This is a genomic window from Ornithinibacillus jepli, assembly GCF_047228935.1.
Taxonomy (GTDB): Bacteria; Bacillota; Bacilli; order Bacillales; family Amphibacillaceae; genus Ornithinibacillus.
This window is the reverse complement of the sequence record NZ_JBFEGG010000001.1, coordinates 1,420,755-1,446,055: the sequence shown is the minus strand read 5'-3', so window position 1 is coordinate 1,446,055 and position 25,301 is coordinate 1,420,755. Positions and strand designations below refer to the sequence as shown.

The window sequence follows — 25,301 nt, the reverse complement described above, 5'->3', positions numbered from 1 at the left end:
CTAGCATTTTAGATATTGGTGCAATTGAAGCTTTGGAAAAATGTAATGCTTGCATATGAGGAACTTTCATCTTAAAGACTAAACCTTTATTGAAAATATGCAGCAGTTATTTATGAGATTAATCCCGAAAGTAAGGCAATTAACAGATTGGATGAAGGCTATAAAATAAGGATGTTCTAAATACGATTAGGACATCCTACTAATACATAATGTAAAAATTTATTTACAATAGTTATCTATTATTTTAATTATTCATGTTTCATTGTAAGATGAAGATAGATAAAAAGGATTGTTAACATAATAGAAATGGGGAATTAGTCGAATGAATGAACACGTTCTTATTGTAGACGACGAAATATCTATTGTAACATTGTTAAAATTTAATCTTGAAAAATCTGGGTTTACAACTGATGTTGCCTATGATGGACTTGAAGCTATACGGAAAGCAGATAAGAATACCTATGATTTTATCATCCTTGATTTAATGCTTCCTGAAATGGATGGGATCGAAGTCTGTAAGCATTTAAGAAGAAATCATATTGATACACCCGTTTTAATGTTAACTGCAAGAGACGAAGAGTTTGATAAAGTATTAGGGTTAGAAATTGGAGCAGATGATTATTTAACAAAGCCATTTAGCCCTAAAGAAGTAATTGCCCGAATTAAAGCAATTCTAAGGAGAACTAATGTCACTGTACCAAGTACTGTGAAAAATATTAAAATTGGTGATCTGACAATTTTCCCAGAGCGCTATGAAGCAGAGAAAAATGAAGAAGTGCTCACCTTTACACGTAAGGAATTTGAGCTGTTACACTACTTAGCAACACATAAGGATAAAGTGTTATCAAGAGATCAGCTATTATCAGCTGTATGGGACTATGATTTTGTTGGAGACACTCGAATAGTCGATGTGCATGTAAGTCATCTAAGAGAAAAAATTGAACCCAATACGAAAAAGCCGATTTATATTAAAACGATTCGTGGGTTGGGTTATAAAATGGAGGATCCAACGTGAGGTTTTTATCCTTAAAACCGATATTTCGTTATGCAATTATCATCTTTATCATTGTAGCATTTACAGGGATTGTATTTAGTCAGTTTATGAATAATTACATTGTATTGGTTTTAGTACTTTTAACAGAATATATTATCCTCATGATGATGTTGCATTTCGTTTTTGACAATTATGTAAAACCAATTCGAAAAGCAACGGATACGTTAGACGAGTTAGTGAAGGGGAATTTTCGTGCTAGAATGCATCACCCTGTAACTGGTAGTATGGCTTCTTTGCTAATGAAAATCAACAAACTGGCTCGAAGCTTAAGTGAATTATCTATTAATGAAAAAATGCAAGCAGAACAATTAACGACGGTCATTGAAAATATTCAAAGTGGTTTAATCCTAATTGATGAAAAAGGATATATTCATTTAGTAAACAAAAATTTTCTCAGTCTCTTTGGAAAGAAAGAAAAGGACTATATAGGTTACTTGTATTATGATGTGTTGGATAACGAGAAAATCCATAAAGCTATCCAACAGACTTTTTTATATGAAGAGAAAGTAAAAGATTCTGTTATTGTAGAAAGTGATCATGAGCAATATTTTGAAATTATGGGAGCTCCAATATTTGATGAAAAAAATATATTAAAAGGTGCAGTTCTTGTACTCTATGATATTACGGAATTAAAGAAATTGGAGTCTATGCGGAAAGACTTTGTAGCAAATGTTTCCCATGAATTAAAAACACCAATTACGTCAATAAGAGGCTTTTCCGAGACATTACTTGATGAGGATTTAAATGATAAAGATACGGCAAGACAATTCTTAAGTATTATAAATGAAGAAAGTAAACGACTTCAGACTTTAATAGAAGATTTATTATCATTATCCAAACTTGAAAAAGAAGATTCTAGATTAGAATTAGCGAACCTTCACTTTTCAGAATTGATGGACGAAGTGATACCGGTTCTTAAACAACAAGCAGAAAGTAGTGGTATAACACTTAAGGTTGAAAGTGTAGATGGTCTTGAATTTAAAGCAGACCGTTCTGGTGTTAAACAAGTTATGATCAATGTACTTGCTAATGCGATTAATTACACCCCAAATGGTGGAGAAGTAACGTTAATAGCAGAGGAACAAAAGGAGTATATTCATTTAATGGTTAAAGATACTGGGATTGGCATCCCAAAGGAATCGTTACCAAGAATATTTGAACGGTTTTATCGTGTGGATAAAGCCCGGAGTAGGAACACCGGTGGTACAGGATTAGGACTTGCGATTGTGAAACATATCGTCGAATTGCATAATGGAAAAGTAGAAGTAGAAAGTGAAGTAAATAAAGGTACGGCTTTTCATATTTATTTTCCGAAGAATTAAAAACACTCTCTCTGAGAGTGTTTTTGTCTTGAATACGTTAGCCTCTTTATATTAATTAAATAGTGCGTTATAGTTTCTATATAGTCTAGTTACGAGTAAAGAGGATTTAATGAATTATATAGTAATGATTAATATGTCACTTCACAAGTTTATTATCATCGTTAGGAGAAATAGGATGTTAGAGACGTTATCGCTTATTGGAAAAAAAGTAAACCAAACAGACAACATGTGGGGAGTGGGTGGCTCTCTTTTATTGAACTTCCATCATTTAATTGATAAGCCGAATGATATAGATATATTGGTCGACGAAAAAAATACGACACAGTTTAATAGCATAATGTTTAGCATGGCTGAGTCACAAGAAGCAAAAAGTCTCAAGCCATTTAAGACAGCTTTTTTTTCTAAGTATCGTATGGATCAGGTTACTATTGATATAATGGGGGGCTTTGCTATTGAACATAGTGAAGGTGTTTATACATTACCGATAAACCAAGAATCAATTGTAGAATATAAAAAGGTAGAAGGGGTCCGAATTCCACTCTGTTCGCTTGAAGACTGGTATATATTGTATTGGTTAATTCCAAATAAACAACCAAAAGCAATTCTATTAGAAAATCATTTTCTAAAGTATGGTGTTAAACACCCACAATTACTAGTTAAAGGATTAGAAAGGCCATTACCGTTCGAACTAAAACAGAGAATTAAAAAATTATTAAATATTTAGTTAGAAAAGATGAATAGATTCACCATGTTTTGTAGTCTTGCAATAATATACTTAAGCCTCGAATAATAGTAGATTCTCCATTTTTTCATGTTCTTTAAACCAAATAACCTATCTCGTGGCGAGAATACTCAGCTTTTTATTTTCACCACAGGCCCGACATCCGCCCGAAGAAACCCTAGCCCTTTGTCTCACCAATGCCTATCATCCCGCTTGAGCCTTCACATATACTTGTCACTCGAAGAATCAACTTAATACGCTTTTTAACACGGTATGAACCTATTCAGTCAAATTTTTTACGTAAAGTTATGTAAATGGTAAAATAGATGAAAAGCTGCCTGATACGAAGAAGGAGGAACTACTAATGACTAAAAAATTGGTTTTAATAGATGGAAATAGTATTATATACCGTGCTTTCTTTGCTTTACCTTTATTAAATAATGATAAAGGCGTTTATACGAATGCAGTTTACGGGTTCACAACGATGCTACTAAGAATTTTAGAAGAAAAAAAGCCAACCCATATGCTAGTTGCATTTGATGCAGGTAAAACGACGTTTAGACATAGTACATACAAAGAATATAAAGGTGGAAGACAAAAAACTCCACCAGAACTGTCAGAACAGTTTCCACTAGTAAAGGAATTATTAAAAGCATTTAATATACGTCATTATGAACTTGAACAATATGAAGCAGATGATATTATTGGTACTCTTGCAAAACAAGGAAAAGAAAACAATTTTGAAGTAGAGGTTATTTCCGGTGATAAGGATATGCTTCAACTCGTATCCGATAAAGTAACGGTAAATGTTACAAAAAAAGGGATCTCAGAAGTAGAGGCATATACTCCGGACTATTTATTAGAGAAAATGGAAATAACACCAGAACAAATTATTGAGTTAAAAGCTTTAATGGGAGATAACTCTGATAACATTCCAGGAGTCCCAGGAGTCGGTGAAAAAACAGCAACAAAATTATTCAAGCAATATGAAACTATCGATAATTTATATGAACATTTAGATGAAGTTAGTGGGAAGAAATTGAAGGAGAATTTAACGAATCATAAAGAGGATGCCTTTATGAGTAGAGAGCTTGCTACAATAAATTGTGACTCTCCTATTGAAGTATCCATTAATGATTTATCCTATGAAGGGTATCCGAATCAGGAAGTAGCAACGATTTTTAAAGATTTAGGTTTCCAATCCTTGTTAAGTCGAGTAACTACGGATGAAATGGCAGAAGAAACGAAGGAAGAACTTGAAGATTTGGATTATACGATAGTAGAACAAGTCCATTCTGACATGTTTACAGGTGAAGAAGCACTAGTCATTGAGATGCTTTCAGATAGCTATCATACAGCGCCGATTGAAGGAATTGGAATAGTAAACGATAATCAGGCATACTTTATTCCGACAGAAGTTGCCTTGGACTCAATCGAATTTAAAAAATGGGCAGAGGATCCAGTGAAAAAGAAAATTGTGTTTGATGCAAAGCAATCAGTTGTTGCTTTATTAAAGAAGGGGATACATCTAAAGGGAGTAACTTTTGATGTTCTACTTGCATCATATTTACTTAATCCTTCTGAAAATAACCATGACATACCGTCTATTGCTCATCGATTGGGCTTTAGAACTGTCCAATATGATGAAGAAGTATATGGAAAAGGAGCTAAAATGAAGGTTCCAAAACAAGAGGCACTAGCAGACCATATCGTACGTAAGACGGATGTATTAAGAAAGTTAGAAAATAAGATGGATGATGAGCTTCAAGAATATGAACTTTACTCCCTTTTAAAAGAACTTGAAATGCCTTTAGCACTTATTTTAGCTGAGATGGAACATACTGGAGTTTTAGTAGATGTACCGCGACTAGAGGAAATGGGTACAGAATTAAAAAAGCGTCTAGAGGAAGTGGAACAGGAAATCTATGTGCTTGCAGGAGAACAATTTAATATTAATTCACCGAAACAGCTTGGCCCTATCCTTTTTGAAAAGCTCGGTTTACCTGTGATTAAGAAAACAAAAACAGGGTATTCTACTGCGGCAGATGTCTTGGAGCAACTGGAACCACAGCATGATATTATTTCAAAAATACTACTTTATCGCCAACTAGGTAAACTACAATCTACATATATAGAAGGTTTACTTAAAGTAGTCGATAAGGAAACGAGTAAAATCCATACCCGCTATAATCAGGCGTTAACTCAAACTGGTCGATTAAGTTCCATTGATCCTAATCTGCAAAATATCCCGATTAGAATTGAGGAAGGTAGAAAGATTAGACAAGCATTTGTCCCTTCTGAGAACGATTGGATTATGTTTGCTGCCGATTATTCGCAAATTGAATTACGTGTATTAGCACATATTGCTAACGACGAAAAGTTAATTGCTGCATTTAAAAACGGTGAAGATATTCATACACAGACTGCAATGGAAGTGTTCCATGTTGGAAAGGATGAAGTCACTTCTAATATGCGTAGACAAGCTAAGGCGGTTAACTTTGGAATTGTATATGGAATTAGTGATTTTGGACTTTCTCAAAGCCTAGGAATTACTCGTAAGGAAGCCAAAAAATTTATTGAACGTTATTTAGAAAGTTATCCGGGAGTCAAAGCTTATATGGATGATATTGTTCAGGAAGCAAAGCATAAAGGCTATGTTACAACACTTATGAATCGTAGAAGGTATCTACCTGAAATTACAAGTAGAAACTTTAATTTAAGAAGTTTTGCTGAAAGAACGGCAATGAATACTCCAATTCAAGGTACAGCAGCCGATATTATTAAAAAGGCAATGATTGATTTACGAAAAAAATTATTAGAAGAAAACATGCAAGCTCGTCTTCTTCTTCAAGTACACGATGAGTTGATTTTAGAAGCACCTAAAGAAGAACTTGAGAAACTGAAAGAAATTGTTCCAGCTATGATGGAAAACACAGTCGAGTTAAATGTCCCATTAAAGGCAGACTATGCTTTTGGCAATAGCTGGTATGATGCGAAATAAGGAGAAATTTAAATGCCAGAGTTACCAGAAGTTGAGACAATACGAAACACACTAAAACGGTTTGTGTTAAATCGAACAATAGACGAAGTTAACGTGTATTGGGGAAAAATCATAAAAAAACCAGATGATGTTGAACATTTCAAACAGCTGTTAATAGGTCAAACCATTCAAGATATAAAACGAAAAGGAAAATTTCTTTTATTTGAGTTAGATAATTACACGTTAATTTCTCACTTGAGAATGGAAGGGAAATACAGTGTTCATTATAAGGATGAACCTGTAAAAAAACATACCCACGTAATTTTTTCCTTTACAACTGAAGAAGAACTCAGGTATAACGATGTTCGAAAATTCGGTACGATGCATATCGTAAACAAGGGGGAAGAGTTTATTCAAAAACCTTTGAATCAGCTCGGACCAGATCCTTTTGATGAAGACTTTACAGCAGATTATTTCTATAAAAAACTTAAATCTACTAACCGCTCCATTAAGGCAGTATTGTTAGATCAATCAATCGTAGCTGGTTTAGGAAATATTTATGTAGATGAAACGTTATTTAAAGCACGAGTTCACCCTTTACGAAAAGCGAATAAACTTACTAAAAAAGAAGTACAAGAAATACGAAAACAAGCTATCTTAACTTTGGAAGAAGCAGTAGCTCAAGGTGGAACGACTATAAGATCGTATGTGAATAGTCAAGGTGAAATGGGAATGTTCCAACAGGAATTGTCTGTCTATGGCCAAGAAAATAAAGAGTGTCCTAATTGCGGCAAATCCATTACGAAAATGAAGGTTGGTGGCAGGGGCACTCATGTTTGCTTGAACTGTCAAAAGCTTTAAAGGAGATTTTACAATGCCATTAGTAATAGGATTAACTGGAAGTATTGCAAGTGGGAAAAGTACCGTATCATCCATGTTTAAGGAATTAGAAATTCCGATAATTGACGCTGACCAAATTTCAAGAGATGTAGTAGAGCCTGGTGAAGGTGCACTCCAAGATATTATAAAAGAATTTGGCAAAGAAATTTTGCTACCAGACGGTACACTAGATCGAAAAAAATTAGGTTCGATTATTTTTACCGAGACGGAAAAACGGGCAAAATTAAATGCTATTGTACACCCCGCGGTTAGAAATCGTATGTTGGAGCTAAAGGAAGCTTACATTAATGCAGGCGAAAAATGTGTTGTGATGGATATTCCGTTACTCTTTGAAAGTAAACTAACACATATGGTTGATAAAGTTCTCGTTGTATATGTTGATGAAGAGGTTCAATTGCAAAGACTAATGAATCGAGATAGTTCTTCAAAAGAAGAAGCATTACAAAGAATTCATTCACAAATTCCGGTTAAGGAAAAGGTGAAACTTGCTGATGCAACTATAGATAACAACGGTTCAAAAGAGAATACTTTTGCTCAGCTTAAAGATGTTTTAAACAAATGGGAAGTACAACTATGAGAAAAACTCAAAGGATAATGAAAGTCCTTTGAGTTTTTTGTATTTATGCTTACATTTTATCGTTAATGTGTTATACTATATTTGAATTTTCAAGTCATTAGTATATCATAATCAGGAGGACTTATAATGAGTAAAACTCGAATTGCTATTAGTGGATTAGGAAGAATTGGGAGAATGGTATTTAGGCAAGCGATTACTGATCCTAATTTAGAGGTTGTAGCGATTAATGCTAGCTATCCACCAGAAACGTTAGCACACCTAATTAAATATGATAGTGTTCACGGGAAATTCAAAGAAGAAGTTAAAGCAGTTCAGAATGGACTTGAAGTAAATGGAAAACGAATTGAACTTGTAAACTCTAGAGAACCTGATAAATTACCTTGGTCTAAGTTAGCTATTGATGTAGTAATTGATGCAACTGGGAAATTTAAAACAAAAGAATCAGCTGGTTTACATTTAGTTGCAGGTGCAAAAAAAGTTGTCATTACAGCACCAGGCAAGCAAGTTGATAAGACAATAGTAATGGGAGTAAACCATAGTAGTTATGATGAAGAAAACGATGACGTTATATCCAATGCATCATGTACAACAAACTGTTTGGCTCCAGTAGTAAAGGTATTAGATGAAAACTTCAAAATTAAAAATGGACTAATGACGACTGTTCATGCCTTTACAAATGACCAAAAGAATTTAGACAATCCACATAAAGATCTTCGTCGTGCAAGGGGATGTACACAATCCATAATACCAACTTCCACAGGTGCTGCGAAAGCGTTAAGTGAAGTATTGCCACATCTTAAGGGGAAATTACATGGAATGGCTCTACGCGTTCCAACACCCAATGTATCATTAGTGGATTTAGTTGTGGACGTCGAAGAACCTGTGACGGCTAATATCGTGAATAATATATTTCGTGAGGCAGCTGCTAATGAATTAGCTGGTATCATTCAATATAGTGAAGAGCCTTTAGTATCTATTGATTATACAACTTCTGATTATTCTGCTATAATTGATGGTTTATCTACAATGGTAATGGAAGACAATAAAATCAAGGTGTTAGCATGGTACGATAATGAATGGGGCTATTCAGCAAGAGTGGTTGATCTTGTTAAGTATGTAGGTAGTTTCTTAAAGGCTAAAAATGTATCCGTTTCCTAAAAATATGTAAGTAGATTTAAGAGTTGGGCCATTCCCAGCTCTTTTTGATTTTAAATTTTTACTAGGGATAATTTGTAAAACATGTTAAAATAAATAGAGTTATAGTATACGGAACTAGTCAGATTAACTAGGAGTGGATGGCATGTCTTTTGGTAAGAAGATATCACGTTTTTTTTATAACCAAGCTGAAACATCAGATAAACATTGGGATAAAGAATTGCAAACCCATTATTATAAAACGACGAAAGACAAGGGACTTGCTATGTTACAAGATCTAGTGAATAGATCGAATAAATATGAACTTAATTCCGTTTCTTCAGAGCATGGTGAATTAAGTTTTTATATTGTAAAAGGGAAAAAAGCTTTCGTCATTGCTACTGTTATTATGGTTCGTCCATATCAAACTGCGATTGATTTTACCGTTTCTAGTGAATCAGCTTTACCGTTTGATTTTGGATATAGTTCTAAAGTGGTCAAAGAACTATATGAAAAATTAAATAAAGAATTACCTTTAATCGATAAAATTTAATGTGATTGTTAGATGAATGGGGTTAATTAAATGAGATGTTCAAATTGCCAGAATAAAAATACAAAAGTACTAGATTCAAGACCAATAGAAGAAGGACGTTCTATCCGTAGAAGAAGAGAATGTGAGAAATGTGGGTATCGTTTTACTACCTTTGAACGAATTGAAGAGGTACCACTTATTGTTGTGAAGAAGGATGGTACTAGACAGGAATTTAGTAGAGAAAAACTTGTTCGAGGATTAATAAAGGCTTGTGAGAAAAGGCCAGTTTCGATAGAGAAGATTGAGTCAATTGCTTTTGATGTTGAAAAGGAATTACGTAATACTGGAGCATCAGAAATTGATAGTGAAGAAGTTGGAGAAATGGTAATGGAACGTCTTTCCGGTGTTGATGACGTAGCATATGTCCGTTTTGCGTCTGTATACCGTCAGTTTAAGGATATTAATGTTTTCCTTGATGAATTAAAAGACTTAATTCAAACAGATAAAAAGAATTCCTAATAAAAATTGAAACATCTGCAGTAAAAATCGTAGAAAGAAGGGTTAAGATGAACATAGGAAAAATATTGCCAGTGGATGGTTATACTGTTGATTTGCATGGTAATTTGCCTGTTGATTATTCAAAATCATTAACCCATCTTTATCAGCCATTGCTTGGTATGAAGGCAGTTATGCTTTATCAAACACTTTTACATGAAATGGATTTTCAAAAAGAAGTATCGATTCAAACCCACCATACATTAATGAATTACTTAAATATTTCCCTGGTTGAGATTTATGAAGCTAGATTGAAGTTGGAGGGAATTGGTTTGTTAAAAACGTTTGAAGACAAGACGCTTGAGCAAACTAATTTTCATTATATCCTTCAAGTTCCTTTTTCACCTTCTGATTTTTTCCAAGATGCAATGCTTTCGCAATTATTATATCATCATATTGGAAAAGATAAATTTTCTCTTTTAAGATCTTGTTATTCCAGAAGTATTAAACAGCCTGCTGGAAATAATATAACCGTTTCTTTCGGAGATGTATTTGAGACCATTCAAACTGAAGTAACTCCAATGCAAAATATTAATCGTATTCCTGAAAGTACTGGACCAAAATTAGAATCGGTGGATTTTTCATGGATGGAACAAATGCTTAAAGCACGAATGATTCCTTATAAACGAGTTCTAACTTCGGAAAATAAACGAATAATGAATCAAATGATGCAGTTATATGGACTTTCAGAATATGAAATTGAGAAATGTGTGCTTTGGGCATTAACAGATGAAAATAGGCTTGATATAGAAGAGTTTAAAGAAGCATGCCATGATAGTTTTAAAACTTCACGTAGAGAAGCGACCGTACAACTGACTTCAAAGCCTTTTAATCAAACACAAGTAGAGAAACATGTTCCAAAAGAGCCTGTATCTAAAGAAGAACAACTCATCCGTCATTTAGAAAATATATCACCTAAGCAACTGCTTGAAGAACTATCAAGTGGAAATTATGCATCAGAACCAGATCTAAAAGTAATTCGTGAAATTATGACAACCCAAGGGTTGCCTTCGCCGGTAATGAATGTATTAATTCATTATGTTTTGCTCCAAACTAATATGAAGCTCTCAAAGGCCTATTTAGAAAAAATTGCTAGTCATTGGTCGCGAGCAAATCTAAAGACGGCTAGAGAAGCCATGATGTTTGCGAAAAAAGAAATAGAACGGTATCGTATAGCTACTGAGAAAAAACAGCAAAACTATCAAAATTATAATAAGAAAAGCAACAAAACGGAAATAATTCCGGAATGGTTTAAGGAACGGAAACAAAATACAGTAAAAGCAAAAGCTGAAGCAACAATAGATTTAGAACGTGAAAAAGATGAAATTGCTTCTCTCTTACAAGAGTACGCTGACAGTTCGAAAAAATAATGAGTACCAAGGATGATTGACATGAAACCAGTACAATCTGAATTAAAAAAATGGATGGAAAGAAACGAAAATTTCCAGGAAAATTATAATAGGATAAAAAATGAAGTATTAAATAATCCTGAAATAAAAGAATTTCTATCGTTACATCCAGAGCTTCCAGAACGGGAAATTGAAAAAAATCTAATTAAATTATATGAGTATACCACGCAGTCAAAGCAATGTGATCAATGTTCCTCTTTAGGTGGATGTAAAAATATGATACAAGGATATTCTCCTATTCTCAGTGTAGAAAATAATGAAATTCACTTATCCTATGAGAAGTGTCATAATCGTATTGTCTTTGAAAAAGAACAAAACCAGAAAAAATTAATTCAAAGCCTATATATGCCTAAGGAAATATTAGAAGCAACAATAGATGGAATCGATCATGATCCGAACCGAAGACAAGCAATTCGTGAAATTATAGCGTTCTTAGGAGAAGTTAAAGATGGTCTTCCTAAGAAGGGACTTTATCTTTACGGGCCATTTGGAGTAGGAAAAACGTATTTTTTAGGTGCAATTGCAAATGAATTAAAGAAACATAATATTTCTTCCATGTTAATTTATATGCCTGAATTTGTTCGAGAAATTAAGTCCTCAATCAAAGATGATTCTATTAATGAAAAAATAGACTACTTTAAAAAAGCTGATGTGTTAATGTTGGATGATATCGGAGCCGAAACCCAGTCGGCCTGGTTTCGAGATGAAGTTCTTGGAACAATTTTACAATATCGCATGATGGAAAGATTACCAGTATTCTTTACTTCAAATTATAGTATGGATCAACTGGAGGACCACCTTGCTAAATCGAATCGTGGTGATATTGAAGCAGTAAAAGCTGGAAGAATCATGGAACGAATGAAACAAATAAGTAAGGAAGTTCCTATCTTTTCAAATAATAGAAGAGAACAGTAAAGTCGATAGAAGGTTTTCCTTTTATCGACTTTTTATATTTTAGCTATTTTTCAACTATGAACATAAAGCTTGATGTATCTATGTAAAATGCCCTTATTTTTATCCCTATCATTTACTAACCTTACTAGTTTTAACGGATTAATCATTTTTTAATAAGTATGTCCATATAATGTAACAGTTTGGTTTTGGATGAGGGTGATGAGACTAAAATGGATGTTTATTTTTCTTCTACAAAAGAAGTAATCAGTTTTTGTGAGCAATTATTTCATTATAACAAGAAAATCGAATTACATTGGAAAACGCATGAAGATTGGGGGAATCATTTAAGAATTGAATACCAACAGACAGACAATGAATTAGTTGATTCCGTAGTTAAATCGATGGTTGAGGTTTTTGTTAACCACCGATTAACGAATTGGATAAGGGATATTATCGAACAAATTTATTATTACTCAAATCGAGATGAAATCGAGAAAATTATGGATATTACTCACTGGTTAATTGCTGGTGAAGATGAGGAAAGTGTCCAAGTTAGAAAGCAGAAAGATGATCCACTGCAACTTCTATATTCATTATTTGTTTCGAATGTGAAGAATACAACAACTGTACACTTTGAATCAATTGTAAAATTTAGATTGAAGGTTTTTAAGGAATATTTAGTTAATATGGTTGGATTAGCGATTGATGAATATAAACGAGAAGAGGATCATCAAGAATTTGTCAATATGCTTAGAGAATACATTGCAAAGAAAGAACCAGTTTATAATGTCGTTCATATATTACAAGGAAAAACGTTCTCATTTTTTAAATCTGACGGTAAAAAGTTTTCAAGAATAGAACTAAAAATGTTAATGCAGAAGGAGCCACTCTACATAGTAGGTTTAGATGCGGATGAACTAAATCTTGCTCCATTAGTTGCAATGGCTCCGAAAAAAATTAAAATTTATGGGGATTATCCGTCAGAACCGAAAACGTTAACCGTTATTAATGTTTTCCAAGAAAGAGTTGATTTTGAGCCATTTCATAAATTTCCTTTTCCTATTTATTTAAAAAATCAATAACAGGACTTGATTATCCTTTAAACTAACGCTATAATGTGGTTTATATTTAATATATTCATCTGTAAGGATAAGGACATGATCATTTGATTCCTGTTTTGCTTAGAGAGGGAAGCCTAGTGGTGAAAGCTTCCACATACAGCCGAATGATTACCACCTTTGAACTCTATTATCGAATGTAGTAGATAATAGCGTATATCTGCGTTAAAGATTTAAAGCCGTAACTTAGGTTACGGGAATTAGGGTGGAACCACGTGACCAACGCTCGTCCCTTTGCAAATTATGCAGAGGGATGGGCGTTTTTTAATTCATCAAAATTTTCTCTTTACTGTTGTATGGCTGTGGAAATTGAACTCAAAGAGCAGTGAGCGGTCGGAATACCGAGACTCCCGCTGCTTGATACTAGCAGTAAAATAGGAAGGAACATTAGAAAAATTAGTATAAGGAGTGTTAATGATGTCAGAAATTACAATTGTATTCCCTGATGGAGCTAGTAAGGAGTTTCCTCAAGGGACAACTGGAGAAGATATTGCAGCTTCTATTTCACCAGGATTACGAAAGCAAGCGTTAGCAATTAAATTAGATGGTAAATTATTTGACTTAAAGCGTGAATTAAATCAAGGTGGAAAGATTGAAATTATTACGTATAAAAGTCCAGAAGGTGTAGAAGTTGCCCGTCACTCCACTGCACATTTAATGGCTCAAGCTATTAAGCGACTTTATAAAGATGTTAAATTTGGAGTAGGACCGGTTATTGAGGAAGGGTTCTATTATGATTTTGATATGGAAGAGAAGATCACTCCAGAAGATCTTCCGAAGATTGAAAAAGAAATGAAGCGTATTGTGGATGAAAATCTGCAAATAGAGCGTGTAGAAGTATCACGTGAAGAAGCGAAGAAAATGTTTGAAGATATAGGCGATAAATTAAAGTTAGAACTTATCGATGCAATTCCTGCAGATGAACAAGTAACTATTTATAAACAAGGAGAATTTTTTGACCTTTGCCGAGGGATACATGTACCTTCCACAAGTAAATTAAAAGCGTTTAAACTACTAAGTATCTCTGGTGCATATTGGAGAGGGGATAGCAATAATAAACAGCTTCAGCGTATTTATGGTACAGCTTTTGAAAAGCCTGCTCAAGTTGAAGAATATTTACAAATTCTAGAAGAACGAAAAGAACGTGACCACCGAAAGTTAGGTAAAGAACTAGGTATCTTTACAGTAAACCAAAAGATTGGTCAAGGTTTACCGCTTTGGTTACCAAAGGGTGCAACAATCCGTCGTCAAATTGAACGATATATCGTTGACCTGGAGGAACGTCTAGGCTATAACCATGTTTATACGCCAGTACTTGCTAACGTTGATTTGTATAAGACAAGTGGACACTGGGATCACTATCAAGAGGATATGTTCCCAACTATGCAAATGGATAATGAAGAACTAGTTCTTCGTCCAATGAACTGTCCACACCATATGATGATTTTCAAAAATCAATTATGGAGCTATCGTAACCTTCCAGTTCGTATAGCAGAACTTGGAACAATGCATCGTTATGAAATGTCTGGAGCATTGGCGGGTCTACAACGAGTTCGAGCAATGACTTTAAATGATGCACATATTTTTGCCCGTCCTGATCAATTGAAAGAAGAATTCATCCGAGTAGTTGAGTTAATTCAACATGTATATAAAGATTTTGGAATCAATGATTATTATTTCCGCTTATCATACCGTGATCCAGAAGATAAAGAAAAATATATTGATAACGATGAAATGTGGGAAATGACACAAGGTATTTTGAAAGAAACAATGGAAGACATGAATCTTGAGTATGTAGAAGCGGAAGGAGAAGCAGCGTTCTATGGTCCTAAGCTAGATGTACAAGTAAAAACTGCACTAGGTAAGGATGAAACGTTATCCACTGTACAAATTGACGTATTGTTACCAGAACGCTTTGAACTATCTTATATAGGAGAAGACGGAAAGGAACATCGTCCAGTTGTCCTTCACCGCGGTGTCGTATCTACAATGGAACGCTTTGTAGCATTCCTGCTAGAAGAATATAAAGGAGCTTTCCCAACTTGGTTAGCACCAGTTCAAGTGAAAGTGATACCAGTTTCTCCACAGGTTCACCTTGATTATGCGAAAAAAGTAGCGGAAAAATTACAATACCAAGGTGTTCGTGTGGAAGTCGATGAGCGAGATGAGAAGATTGGCTATAAGATTCGTGAAGCCCAAACAGAAAAAATACCATTTGCTCTAGTTGTTGGGGATAAAGAAGTTGAAGATGTTGCGGTTAATGTCAGAAGATACGGTGAGCAGCAATCAGTAACACTTCCTTATCAAGAATTTGAAAGTCTTATTAAAGATGAGATTGATAAGAAAGTTTTGCGTAAAAAAAATAACTGATAAGTATAGACACGTGGCAGTACTGGCCGGAAGTGGATAGTTACAAACAAAAGCTTTGGTGTAACTATCCAACTATCTCGCGTAATTATCTGCAGTTACTCGTTAGTTTCCAATTTAAATATGGTGATACTTCCATTTCTCGGATAAGTAGTGTATACTAGTTTATGAAATAGGGTTGACATTTTATTCAGTTACGTGTTAATCTATAAAAGTTGAATAAAATTGAATGATCTTGATGACAAGTAGAAGCACCCGCTTCTCACCTGATTGACACGCTTAGTAGTCGACTGGTTTACATCTTTTATGAACGATTAAAGATATGTGGGTGCATTTGTGTGCCCACATTTTTTGTTTGATTAGAACTTGTCAGGCAATGGATCAGACCCAAGAATATTTGGAGGTGGCTGGTTATTAGCAAAGATATGAACGTTAATGAAAAAATTCGTGCGAAAGAAGTACGATTAATTGATTCAAACGGGGATCAACTTGGTGTGAAATCACGTCAAGAAGCATTAGAACTTGCACAAAAAGCTAATTTGGATTTAGTTTTAGTGGCACCTAATGCAAAACCACCTGTTGCTAGAATCATGAATTACGGTAAATTCCGTTACGAGCAACAAAAGAAGGAAAAAGAAGCTCGTAAAAATCAAAAAGTTATTAACGTTAAAGAAGTACGCTTTACACCTGGAATTGGCGAACATGACTTTAATACAAAATTAAAGAATGCTCGAAAATTTTTAGAAAAAGGCGATAAAGTAAAAGCAGCTGTTCGTTTTCGCGGACGTGCAATTACTCACAAGGAGCTAGGTCAAGAGGTATTAGATCGCTTTGCAGAGGCGGTTAAGGATATCGCAACAGTGGAATCTAAGCCGAAAATGGAAGGCCGTAATATGTTCATGATGCTTGCTCCAAACAATGAAAATAAATAAGCATTTAAGCATTCGAGGAGGAAATCAACATGCCAAAAATGAAAACCCACAAAGGGTCAGCTAAACGTTTTAAGAAAACTGGTTCTGGAAAAGTAAAAAGATCACATGCTTTCACAAGCCATATGTTCGCACATAAATCTCAAAAGCAAAAGCGTAAATTACGTAAAGGTGCACTAGTTTCTTCTGGTGACTTCAAGCGTATCAAAGCAATGCTTCCTAAATAAGAGGTATACTTTTTCAAAAAGCAATTATAAAACTAAACTAAACTGACATACAACGTAATGTATTAGGAGGGAATTACTATGCCACGTGTTAAAGGTGGAACAGTTACGCGCGCACGTCGTAAACGCGTACTTAAATTAGCTAAAGGTTACTACGGTTCTAAGAGAACTCTATTTAAAACAGCAAAACAACAAGTAATGAAATCAGGTCAATATGCTTATCGTGACCGTAAAAATAAAAAGCGTGAATTCCGTAAGCTTTGGATCGCACGTATCAATGCTGCTGCACGCATGAACGATCTTTCTTACAACAAATTAATGCACGGTTTAAAATTAGCAGGTATTGAAATTAACCGTAAAATGTTATCGGAACTTGCTATTAATGACGAGCAAGCATTTGCACAACTAGCTGAAAAAGCTAAAACTGCATTAAACAACTAAGATGAGGTGAAGAGGGGGAATACCCCTCTACCTCATTTTTTTATGGGAAAAATTATAAGTTGGAGGAGAAAAATACATGGAATTACTATATTACATAGGGTTTAGTAACCTATTAGGATTTGTACTTATGGGTTTCGATAAGAAAAAAGCAAGAAATGCCGAGTGGAGGATTCCAGAGCGGACTCTATGGGGAGTTGCTATTCTAGGAGGGTCTGTCGGCTCTTATATTGGTTATGAAAAGCCAAGTATTTGTACATAATTTCAGGAAAGTATTGGATATTTTTTTATGGTGTTCTATACTTATGATTAGTGAGGTTATTGTCTATATCCAATTATAAAGAAATCATAAAGGTTCTAATTGCAGTTGGATGGGGACGTAGCCCACAGCGGGAGGCGTATCCGCAGGTCGATAGACCGAGGACCTTATACCTTGGGGGTAAAATATATGGGTGTAATTAAGGATAGACAAACATCGTTAGGAACAGTTTATGAACGATACGACAGTAATAATGAGCTTATCCAAAAGTTTGGGATAATTGGCTTTATAAAGCTATCAACTGTAAGAAGGAAAACTTACTTCATAATTACAGATTTAAAAGGAAACTTAATAGAAGATGCCAATATCTATTTGAATGAAAAGATTGGCGATGACAAATATAAAAAAAGAGAAACTGCTTTTTCAGCTTTAAAGGTGTTCTACTCCTTTTTGGAACTTGTACATATTGATAATCTACAAAATTTAACTAACGGTGATATTAGGGATCTACGCTTGTTTTTAGAAGGGGGAAAAAAAGAAGGTAGTGTATGGAGTGTTGATCTTCGAGTTAGACGAGACAATCAGACATATAACAACTATCTAAATGTTTATAGAAACTTTTTAGAGAAAATGTATGGCATAAGAGATTCATTTTTGTTTGAAACGATAAAAATAGGTACAACTATAGGTAATGGATTCTTTGCACATGCACATAAAGGGACACAGGAACGATACAAGGCAAATAAAAAAGTATTTAAGCAACAATCTGTTCCGAAATACATAAAGCCTTATCAATACGAAAGAATTATGGATGTAATTGAAGAAAGCTATGGGATACGTGAAAAAGTGATTATTGATTTGATGTATAATTATGGGCTGCGTATAGGAGAGGTTTTAGGGCTAACATTTGAAGATATAGTGCCATCATATAAAGAAGGTTATTATAACCTCATCATCCGTGATAGAGTTTCTGACAAGCCTACACAAAGGGCCAAAGGAGTTATAACTCCTACATCGAAAGATGAATATAATGATGCTTGGTATAGAGAACAAGGTAATCACCTTGGATACCAGACGGTTCTAATTGAAGACGAAATGGCAGAATTGATTCAAGAATACATAGACGAATCGAGAGATGACATCCTTTTAAGTAAAAGCCCAATAAAAAGGGAAAACCTAAAAAATAATGCAAAAGCAGACAGGGTTAGTACGACTCCCCTTGTAAACAATGAGAATCAATATATCTTTTTAAATCACCAACACTATACTCCTATTACACAGGCTGGATGGGGGTATGTTCTTCGGGGGATTTTTAAAGAAGCAGGGATCCATGTAGATAAAGGTTCAAAATCTACTAATCTAAGCCATCGTTTTCGACATGCTTTCGCTATGAATCGAGTAAAAAACGGAATGCAAATTTTAGAACTACAAAAAGAACTTCGTCATGCAAGTCCGAAAAGTTGTGAAGCCTATTATAATCCTGATGATGAAGATAAAGTAGAATTGTTGAGGAAAAACAACGAAAGGTACAAAGAGCCTTATGATAAAGATAAAAACAAATGATTATTATACTGAGATTGAAAAAGAGACCATTATCTCAATAATTGCATCCCTTGAATCCGATTTGCAAATAAAAAATTTAATTTGGAAATGGCTTCAAACTAAGGATATTTGCGATATTCTAATGAAACGTAAATTCAAAGCAAAAAGAGGAAACTTAAAATTATTGTATATAAAAAAGTTTTTGTTAATTATCGGAAAGTACATACACAGCCAAGCGGATTTTAATTGGGAAAATTATTGTTTCATTTTTCACGAGGTTTCTGAAATTAGTAATTTTTCCCAAGCATCAAGAGAGATGATAAGCAATTTATATCAAAATATCATCTCGTTTGATGTGATTACGAATCCTGAAGTGAAATCATTTATAGTAAATTATAGAAATCTTTTCTTACCGTATGAGTTTGAAGTGAGGAGTAAGAAAAGACTAAAAATAACTCCGTTTATTGAAAATATTAGTACCAATTTTCCGATTAATTCAAGTGTAGGGCAAATTATACAGATAGGATACCATTCTCACAATAAGTTCATTTATGGTAATTATTTTATGCCTACGAATAATAAATTTTTATTTAATATCATGAAAACTTTTTTAGAGAATTTCGATCAACAAAGTGGTTACAAATTGACAGTCCATCATAGAGTTATGACTACATTATTTGAGAATAGTTTGAGTGGTTACAAAATTGATAGGTTTGAGGATTTTAACAAAGATACATTTAAAAAACAATTGCTCTTTTTCAATCAAATCATTGAAGAATATAACCCTGTCGGAAAACGTGAAGCCTACCCTTTTCTTACAATGTTTTATAGATCCATAGATGATACTTACCTAGAAGAAACCGGAGAAAGGTTATTCAATTCATTTTATTTCAATAGAGATCTTTTTACTCATATCTTATATCAAAAAAGTCTTGAAGAAGGCTATGAGGTTGTAAACATTAATGGAATAGGTGACTATCCTAAATGCGATAAATGGTTTGTTGTCGCTGACCTTAATAAAAGTGGAACTCACATAGGGAATATTAATAATTCCTTTATGAACTTTGAGCAGGTACACAATATAGAATTTAGAGAGGACTTAAAAGACTACATATGGAAATCTGATTTGACATATCGAGGTACTTACAACCATTTTTATGTCTTAATAGACTTTTTAAACCAAGCAGAAATGTATTTTCAAGATGAAATAAAAGTATTAACCTTAAAACCTTCATTAACGACATCCGACAAACTATTGGGTTCAAGTGAGGTTAAGCCTTTTTCTAATAGATTTTTAATTTTTTATCATGCAAGTCTCATATCAAATGAAAAATATAACGATAATACAACTAAGTCTCAAATTACTGTCATACGTAATTATCTAAAGCATATCCAAAGAAAATATAGCATTTCTATGTTTAGTATTGACCAATTCAGTTCAATCAAAATAGATAATAAAGGTGGAATTCCAATTCCATCAGAAGACTTTACTGAAATACAAAAGGAATTTATTCGAAGAATAAAGACTGAAGAAAATGAGACATTATTAATTGTTTTACAATTATCCATTGAAACAAAACTTCGTCACGGTGAGGTATTGGGATTAGAAAGGGATTGTATTGTATCAATTGATGATAGTGGTGAATATGGCACTATTAAATATTACTCTAAGACTTCTGGAAGAAAATATAAGACAGAGGTCTTTATGATAGAACATATTCGATTAATTGAAAAGGCTTTAAAACTAACTCAAGCAATTTATGAAAAAGCAGATACACCTTTAAAAAAATATATTTTTATTGGTAGTCATTACTATCTTGATAATAAAGTGATTAAATTAAAGAGCAGATTTAATCGTTTATTTACAGACGTTTGTAAAGACTTATATGATCAAGAGAAAATAAGATTACAGTACAGCCCTAGTAATTTACGAGATACATATATTGAGAGAGCTTGGCAAATGGTTGAGGATGGTCTTATTTCAACATTAGAGGTTGGTGTAATCACCGGAAACACAGCAGGAGTTGCAGCTAAATATTATCGTGATAGAGAGAACACAAAACGGTATGTTGAGGCACTTTATGAAGTTTCAATTTTGGACGATGAATTACAGGGAGAAATTGTTGATATTGAATCAGTTAAAGACTTACCACCTGTTCAAGATGGTGCGGGTAATTGTGCAAGTGAATCGTGTATAAAAGTAGAACTGGACGAAGATAGTTTTTATAAATGTTTGACTTGTAAAAAGTTTGTAACAACTATTGAACGTAGTTCTTATTTTGAAGAGAAAATGAAAGTTTATAAAAAAAATAAAGAAAATGCTACCTCGGTTGCTGAAAGAAACTTTTATTCAGGTTTGATGGAGTTGTATGGAAGTTACTTAGCAAAAATGTATTCGATTATGGAGGGGGAAAATGAACACTGAAAAAATAGAGTGGAATATAGATAATGCAAGTACATTATCCGGGCAACAGAATTACCTGAAAAGTGATTTTATTGATGAGCCAGCCCTATTGATTAGGACAAATTTGAGGTTTTCTGATAATAGATGGGAGATTGCCGATAAACTACACCCAAAGGCACACCCACTTGATTTTTCCCCTATCAAGTCAAAAATGTTTAGAGTATTATTGAAAAAAATTATGCTGCGTGAGCTGTTTAATAAACGAAATAGACCCAGTACAGTTTATAGCAGATTTAGTGAGATAAGAAGATTCATTTTTTATCTAGAAAAAGAAAAATATATGTATGATTTAAGATACCTAACACCAGAGATCATTAAAGGATATGTGGAAACACTTAAAAAAAATAATATAACAAAAAACTATCTATCGACGCTTCTTAAAAGTGTTGGTGGATTTTTACAGGAAGTTCAATTCGCTGGATGTGACATTGATTTATCGGAGTTTCAAAAGATACTTACTGTTCCAATAGCAGAGAGAAAAGCGGAAAAAGAGGTTCGTAAAACACCAAATATCCCAAAAAGAATTTTTAATCTTGTTGTTAAACGTGCCTTAAAAGATATGAAGGATGAAAGTCTTAGAAAACAAGATCGTATGATGGCGTGTTTAATTGTTATTTTATCCCACACAGGTATGAGAAAAGGCGAACTTCACAGATTAGAAGCTGGTAAATTAAAGGACATTACAATATTAAACAAAAAAGCAAAAGCATTTATACTTAACTTTTTCACTTTTAAAACAACTGCTGAAAATAATGGCAGATGGACTAAAACAATCGCATTTCCTGAAACGGTACAGGCTTATCGGACTATTGTGAAACTTTCAAAAGACGGGAGAAAAAAGGGAAACACCAATTATTTATTTTTGAACAAGTTTAATAAGTTATATGGTCGGACAACATTTGATAATCTTTTTGATACCTTTTTTTATAGAAATCAAAATGAATTATTTGATAACATATCTGAATATGAAAAAGAACAAATTCATTTGCAGAAAATTGACAGCTATTTAAAAGGTGTAATCCCAAAAACCTTACCAAATGTTCCGAAAATAGGTGATACTTTTTATACTTTAAATCCACATCAATTTAGAGTAGCCGTGGCAAATATTCTAAAAGATAAAGTTAGTTTGCAATGGATAAGAGAGCATATGAATCATTTGACTGAAGAAATGACAAAGCACTATTTTAGAGATGAACTTATAAAGGAAACACTATTCAAACGGGCAATGAATGATGGAACTTCTTTAGGTTTGGAACAAAACAATCAAAATCACTTTATAAAAAAAGAACTATCAGAACCAGAATTAATAAAAGCATATGAAGAGATTAATAAATTTCTCAAAAAGAAGAAATTCAATATTTTTAAGAATATTGATGAAATTATCAATACCTTAAAATATAACCCCTTACGTGAAAGCATCGTTGGGGTATGTACTAGACATTTAGGAATGTTGTGTGAGCGTCAATATCGTCTTGCAACCTTTGAAAAATGGTATTTTCTAAGTCCAAAAGTACCTAATATTGAATCGTTTGATTTCACCTATAAACGATTTATTGATAAGTCAAAAATCGTTCAACGCAACAAAGAATTAGTTCAACAAGATTCAAAGTATCAAAGAGATTATGAGAATGAATATTCTTCTTTAATTAAGTTTTATCAAAACCGGGTTGTACAAGAGCATGAATTACTTCTTTCTATTTTGAACAAGAAAGGAAAAGAATTCATCGTATCTTCTTACCCACAATTAGAAATCATAATTTCCGATATTGAAAATGTTAACAAGGAGATTACCAAATGGGCATTGACATTGAACTTAAAGAATGTGTAAATGAAAACACTCTAAGATATGGTATTGGTGAATTAGGTGAAATTAGCAGCACAAAAATACAGGAACAATTGATTTTGATAGAAGAATATCTACAAAAGGTCTGTATCAAACAAAGGCAATTAAAAGAACAAATAAAGCAGTCTAATAAATTATCTATTTCCGCTGTTTCTTCGGGGGCAAAAGTACCAAGAAGTCAGATTAACCTAAATACAAATACATTAAAACTCTATATTGAAAAACGAATTCAAGAAATTGAAAAAGAAGACATTTTAAATATAAATAGGACTAAAAAGCTCAAAAGTGAAAAAGGGGAGCTTTCCGTGTATGTAGATGGATTAAGACAGAAAGTAGTGGACAGCTTCGAAATGAAATTATATATAGAAAAGTTGGAGGCTGAAAATAAACGTCTTATCCAACAAATAGAAGATAGACAAAAGGATATTCAAAAATTAGAAATTGAAAACAAAAAATTGCGTAAGGAAGTTGCTCATCAGAATAATAAAAAAATTGTATCCTTCAGTTGATATAAAATCTAAGGTTACAAAAGGATAGTTGAACCTGATTATTGGCATGAGTTAGTGGGTATTTTGGAGAGGAGAGTCGATAAGATGGCTAAAAAGAAATCCAAGAATAAAAAGGGGTTTAGAAAGAAACATAAAAAACAAATTAAAGATAATTATAGCTTCAAGGAAATGGATATGACTTTTGAGGGTGCCAGAGATTTTCAACAATTATATTTATCAGCAAAACAGTTTGGATTTAGTGAACCGAAATTTGAAGAAGCATTTCAACAATTTGAAGAATCTTATAAACAATACAGAGCATTAAAGATCGTACCGGATAGATTTAATCATTTCTTTGCAAAAAAAGGCTGGATTGCATTTGAAACTTTAAGTTTTCCTTTAATGGAAAGTTGCGTCAAACTCGCCGAACAAGGAAAACCTGATGAAGCAGAAGATGCCTTAATTGAATACTTTACTAATAGGGAGAAAGTGAACTTTCTAGCTACTAGACTGATGGCTTTAGAAGAATTTAGGCCTAGAAGGACCCTGATGATAAATGCCCTAGAAGATCACTTTAGCGGAAGATACCATGCAAGCGTACCATTATTTTTGATGATGATAGATGGACTAGTGAATGACTTTGAAAATGTTGGCTTTTTTGCAGAAAGTGTAGAACTAACAGTTTGGGATACGATTGCAGCTCATGATAGTGGTCTTGGTACAATAGCAAAAATTTTTGGCAGAAGTCGTAAGAAAACGACTGATGAGGAAATTGTGTTACCGTTTAGAAATGGGATTCTACATGGTAGAGATTTAGGCTATAGTAATGTACAAGTTTCCTCAAAGGCACTTTCTACGTTACTTGCATTAAGAGATTGGGCAGATGCAGTTAAGGCTGGAAAAAAGGGTATCAATAAAGAATTTGTACCGCCAACAATCGAAGAGACAATGAATCAGCTTGCAAGCTCATTAGAACAATTGCACGAAAATCAAAAAGAACGAGAGTATATGAACAAATGGGTTAGAAGAGATTTAAAGGTTGGCGAGGATCTCCCAGAAAAAGGAGAGGTCAGTGATTATGCCAAAAACACCCCAGAAAAGGCCTTGATTGAGTTCATATATTATTTAAAAAAGAAAAATTTTGGAAACATGGCAAAGTTGATTTCAAACAGTTATTTAAAAGGTACAACAATAGGCAAGCTAGCTGGTGAACTTCGTGAAATATTTGATCAAATGAAACTAATAGATTTTAAATTAGTAAACGTTTATGATACCGCACCTGCAATTAGTGAAATTGAAGTGTTACTAGAATTTGAAAGAGTAGAAGACCAAACTCTTTTTGAAGTATTGCATAAATTTAGACTTTGCTACGAAGGAGAAAATGGTGATCCAGTTGCTCGAGGATATAAAAAGGCAGAATGGAAAATTTTGAGACATACTATTCGGGATTTGGAATACTCCCATCTAAAGATAAAAAGTGGTAACTTGAAGGGGTAAATCCAAATTAATAGGAAAAACACGGCATGGATTGTCAAACGCCTATGTAATTAA

General features: G+C 33.5%; 22 protein-coding genes and 2 other annotated features. All 22 genes read left to right on the top strand.

The window, feature by feature from the left end; all coding sequences use genetic code 11:
• Nucleotides 1–322: 322 nt before the first annotated feature.
• Nucleotides 323–1,015, top strand: coding sequence for a response regulator transcription factor (locus AB1K81_RS07550; protein ID WP_412976003.1), 693 nt, complete (start codon nucleotides 323–325; stop codon nucleotides 1,013–1,015).
• Nucleotides 1,012–2,376, top strand: coding sequence for a two-component system histidine kinase PnpS (pnpS, locus tag AB1K81_RS07545; protein WP_412976002.1), 1,365 nt, complete (start codon nucleotides 1,012–1,014; stop codon nucleotides 2,374–2,376). The genes AB1K81_RS07550 and pnpS overlap by 4 nt, the downstream gene beginning before the upstream one ends.
• Nucleotides 2,377–2,551: 175 nt before the next feature.
• Nucleotides 2,552–3,100, top strand: a complete 549-nt coding sequence (locus AB1K81_RS07540; protein ID WP_412976001.1) for a nucleotidyltransferase family protein — start codon at nucleotides 2,552–2,554, stop codon at nucleotides 3,098–3,100.
• Between the two features lie 361 nt (nucleotides 3,101–3,461).
• A complete protein-coding gene (gene polA / locus AB1K81_RS07535) occupies nucleotides 3,462–6,098 on the top strand; it encodes a DNA polymerase I (protein ID WP_412976000.1) in 2,637 nt (878 codons plus the stop codon).
• A gap of 12 nt (nucleotides 6,099–6,110) precedes the next feature.
• Nucleotides 6,111–6,938 (top strand): DNA-formamidopyrimidine glycosylase, encoded by an 828-nt coding sequence (gene mutM, locus AB1K81_RS07530; RefSeq protein ID WP_412975999.1) that lies wholly within the window; start codon nucleotides 6,111–6,113, stop codon nucleotides 6,936–6,938.
• Nucleotides 6,939–6,951: 13 nt separating this feature from the next.
• Nucleotides 6,952–7,554 (top strand): dephospho-CoA kinase, encoded by a 603-nt coding sequence (gene coaE, locus AB1K81_RS07525; protein ID WP_412975998.1) that lies wholly within the window; start codon nucleotides 6,952–6,954, stop codon nucleotides 7,552–7,554.
• Nucleotides 7,555–7,680: 126 nt separating this feature from the next.
• Nucleotides 7,681–8,712 carry a glyceraldehyde-3-phosphate dehydrogenase gene (locus tag AB1K81_RS07520; protein WP_412975997.1) on the top strand — a complete coding sequence of 344 codons (1,032 nt, stop codon included), beginning with the start codon at nucleotides 7,681–7,683 and terminating at the stop codon, nucleotides 8,710–8,712.
• A gap of 142 nt (nucleotides 8,713–8,854) precedes the next feature.
• Nucleotides 8,855–9,241: a cytosolic protein gene (locus tag AB1K81_RS07515; protein ID WP_412975996.1), complete on the top strand. Its 387-nt coding sequence runs from the start codon at nucleotides 8,855–8,857 to the stop codon at nucleotides 9,239–9,241.
• Nucleotides 9,242–9,271: 30 nt separating this feature from the next.
• Entirely contained in the window at nucleotides 9,272–9,739 is a 468-nt protein-coding gene (gene nrdR / locus AB1K81_RS07510) for a transcriptional regulator NrdR (RefSeq protein ID WP_412975995.1), read from the top strand.
• Nucleotides 9,740–9,786: 47 nt separating this feature from the next.
• Complete coding sequence (locus tag AB1K81_RS07505; protein ID WP_412975994.1) at nucleotides 9,787–11,145, top strand: replication initiation and membrane attachment family protein; 1,359 nt, start codon at nucleotides 9,787–9,789, stop codon at nucleotides 11,143–11,145.
• 21 nt (nucleotides 11,146–11,166) lie between these two features.
• Entirely contained in the window at nucleotides 11,167–12,099 is a 933-nt protein-coding gene (dnaI, locus tag AB1K81_RS07500) for a primosomal protein DnaI (RefSeq protein WP_412975993.1), read from the top strand.
• A 209-nt stretch (nucleotides 12,100–12,308) separates the two neighbouring features.
• The gene (gene ytxC / locus AB1K81_RS07495) at nucleotides 12,309–13,160 is read left to right on the top strand and encodes a putative sporulation protein YtxC (RefSeq protein ID WP_412975992.1); all 852 of its coding nucleotides are present in this window, start codon (nucleotides 12,309–12,311) and stop codon (nucleotides 13,158–13,160) included.
• Between the two features lie 55 nt (nucleotides 13,161–13,215).
• Nucleotides 13,216–13,433, top strand: a binding site (T-box leader).
• A gap of 180 nt (nucleotides 13,434–13,613) precedes the next feature.
• Nucleotides 13,614–15,566: a threonine--tRNA ligase gene (gene thrS / locus AB1K81_RS07490; RefSeq protein WP_412975991.1), complete on the top strand. Its 1,953-nt coding sequence runs from the start codon at nucleotides 13,614–13,616 to the stop codon at nucleotides 15,564–15,566.
• Nucleotides 15,567–15,800: 234 nt separating this feature from the next.
• Nucleotides 15,801–15,923: a sequence feature (ribosomal protein L20 leader region), on the top strand.
• A gap of 65 nt (nucleotides 15,924–15,988) precedes the next feature.
• Nucleotides 15,989–16,495 (top strand): translation initiation factor IF-3, encoded by a 507-nt coding sequence (infC, locus tag AB1K81_RS07485; RefSeq protein WP_412975990.1) that lies wholly within the window; start codon nucleotides 15,989–15,991, stop codon nucleotides 16,493–16,495.
• 29 nt (nucleotides 16,496–16,524) lie between these two features.
• Nucleotides 16,525–16,719, top strand: a complete 195-nt coding sequence (gene rpmI, locus AB1K81_RS07480; RefSeq protein ID WP_412975989.1) for a 50S ribosomal protein L35 — start codon at nucleotides 16,525–16,527, stop codon at nucleotides 16,717–16,719.
• A gap of 78 nt (nucleotides 16,720–16,797) precedes the next feature.
• Nucleotides 16,798–17,157, top strand: a complete 360-nt coding sequence (rplT, locus tag AB1K81_RS07475) for a 50S ribosomal protein L20 (RefSeq protein ID WP_186870212.1) — start codon at nucleotides 16,798–16,800, stop codon at nucleotides 17,155–17,157.
• 76 nt (nucleotides 17,158–17,233) lie between these two features.
• The gene (locus tag AB1K81_RS07470; RefSeq protein WP_412975988.1) at nucleotides 17,234–17,416 is read left to right on the top strand and encodes a DUF1294 domain-containing protein; all 183 of its coding nucleotides are present in this window, start codon (nucleotides 17,234–17,236) and stop codon (nucleotides 17,414–17,416) included.
• Between the two features lie 186 nt (nucleotides 17,417–17,602).
• A complete protein-coding gene (locus AB1K81_RS07465) occupies nucleotides 17,603–18,976 on the top strand; it encodes a tyrosine-type recombinase/integrase (RefSeq protein ID WP_412975987.1) in 1,374 nt (457 codons plus the stop codon).
• Nucleotides 18,954–21,380 carry a site-specific integrase gene (locus tag AB1K81_RS07460; RefSeq protein ID WP_412975986.1) on the top strand — a complete coding sequence of 809 codons (2,427 nt, stop codon included), beginning with the start codon at nucleotides 18,954–18,956 and terminating at the stop codon, nucleotides 21,378–21,380. The genes AB1K81_RS07465 and AB1K81_RS07460 overlap by 23 nt, the downstream gene beginning before the upstream one ends.
• Nucleotides 21,370–23,247, top strand: a complete 1,878-nt coding sequence (locus AB1K81_RS07455) for a tyrosine-type recombinase/integrase (RefSeq protein ID WP_412975985.1) — start codon at nucleotides 21,370–21,372, stop codon at nucleotides 23,245–23,247. Before AB1K81_RS07460 ends, AB1K81_RS07455 begins: the two co-directional genes overlap by 11 nt.
• Nucleotides 23,214–23,771 (top strand): hypothetical protein, encoded by a 558-nt coding sequence (locus AB1K81_RS07450; RefSeq protein ID WP_412975984.1) that lies wholly within the window; start codon nucleotides 23,214–23,216, stop codon nucleotides 23,769–23,771. The genes AB1K81_RS07455 and AB1K81_RS07450 overlap by 34 nt, the downstream gene beginning before the upstream one ends.
• Nucleotides 23,772–23,855: 84 nt before the next feature.
• Nucleotides 23,856–25,247 (top strand): hypothetical protein, encoded by a 1,392-nt coding sequence (locus tag AB1K81_RS07445; protein ID WP_412975983.1) that lies wholly within the window; start codon nucleotides 23,856–23,858, stop codon nucleotides 25,245–25,247.
• The last annotated feature ends 54 nt before the right edge of the window (nucleotides 25,248–25,301 follow it).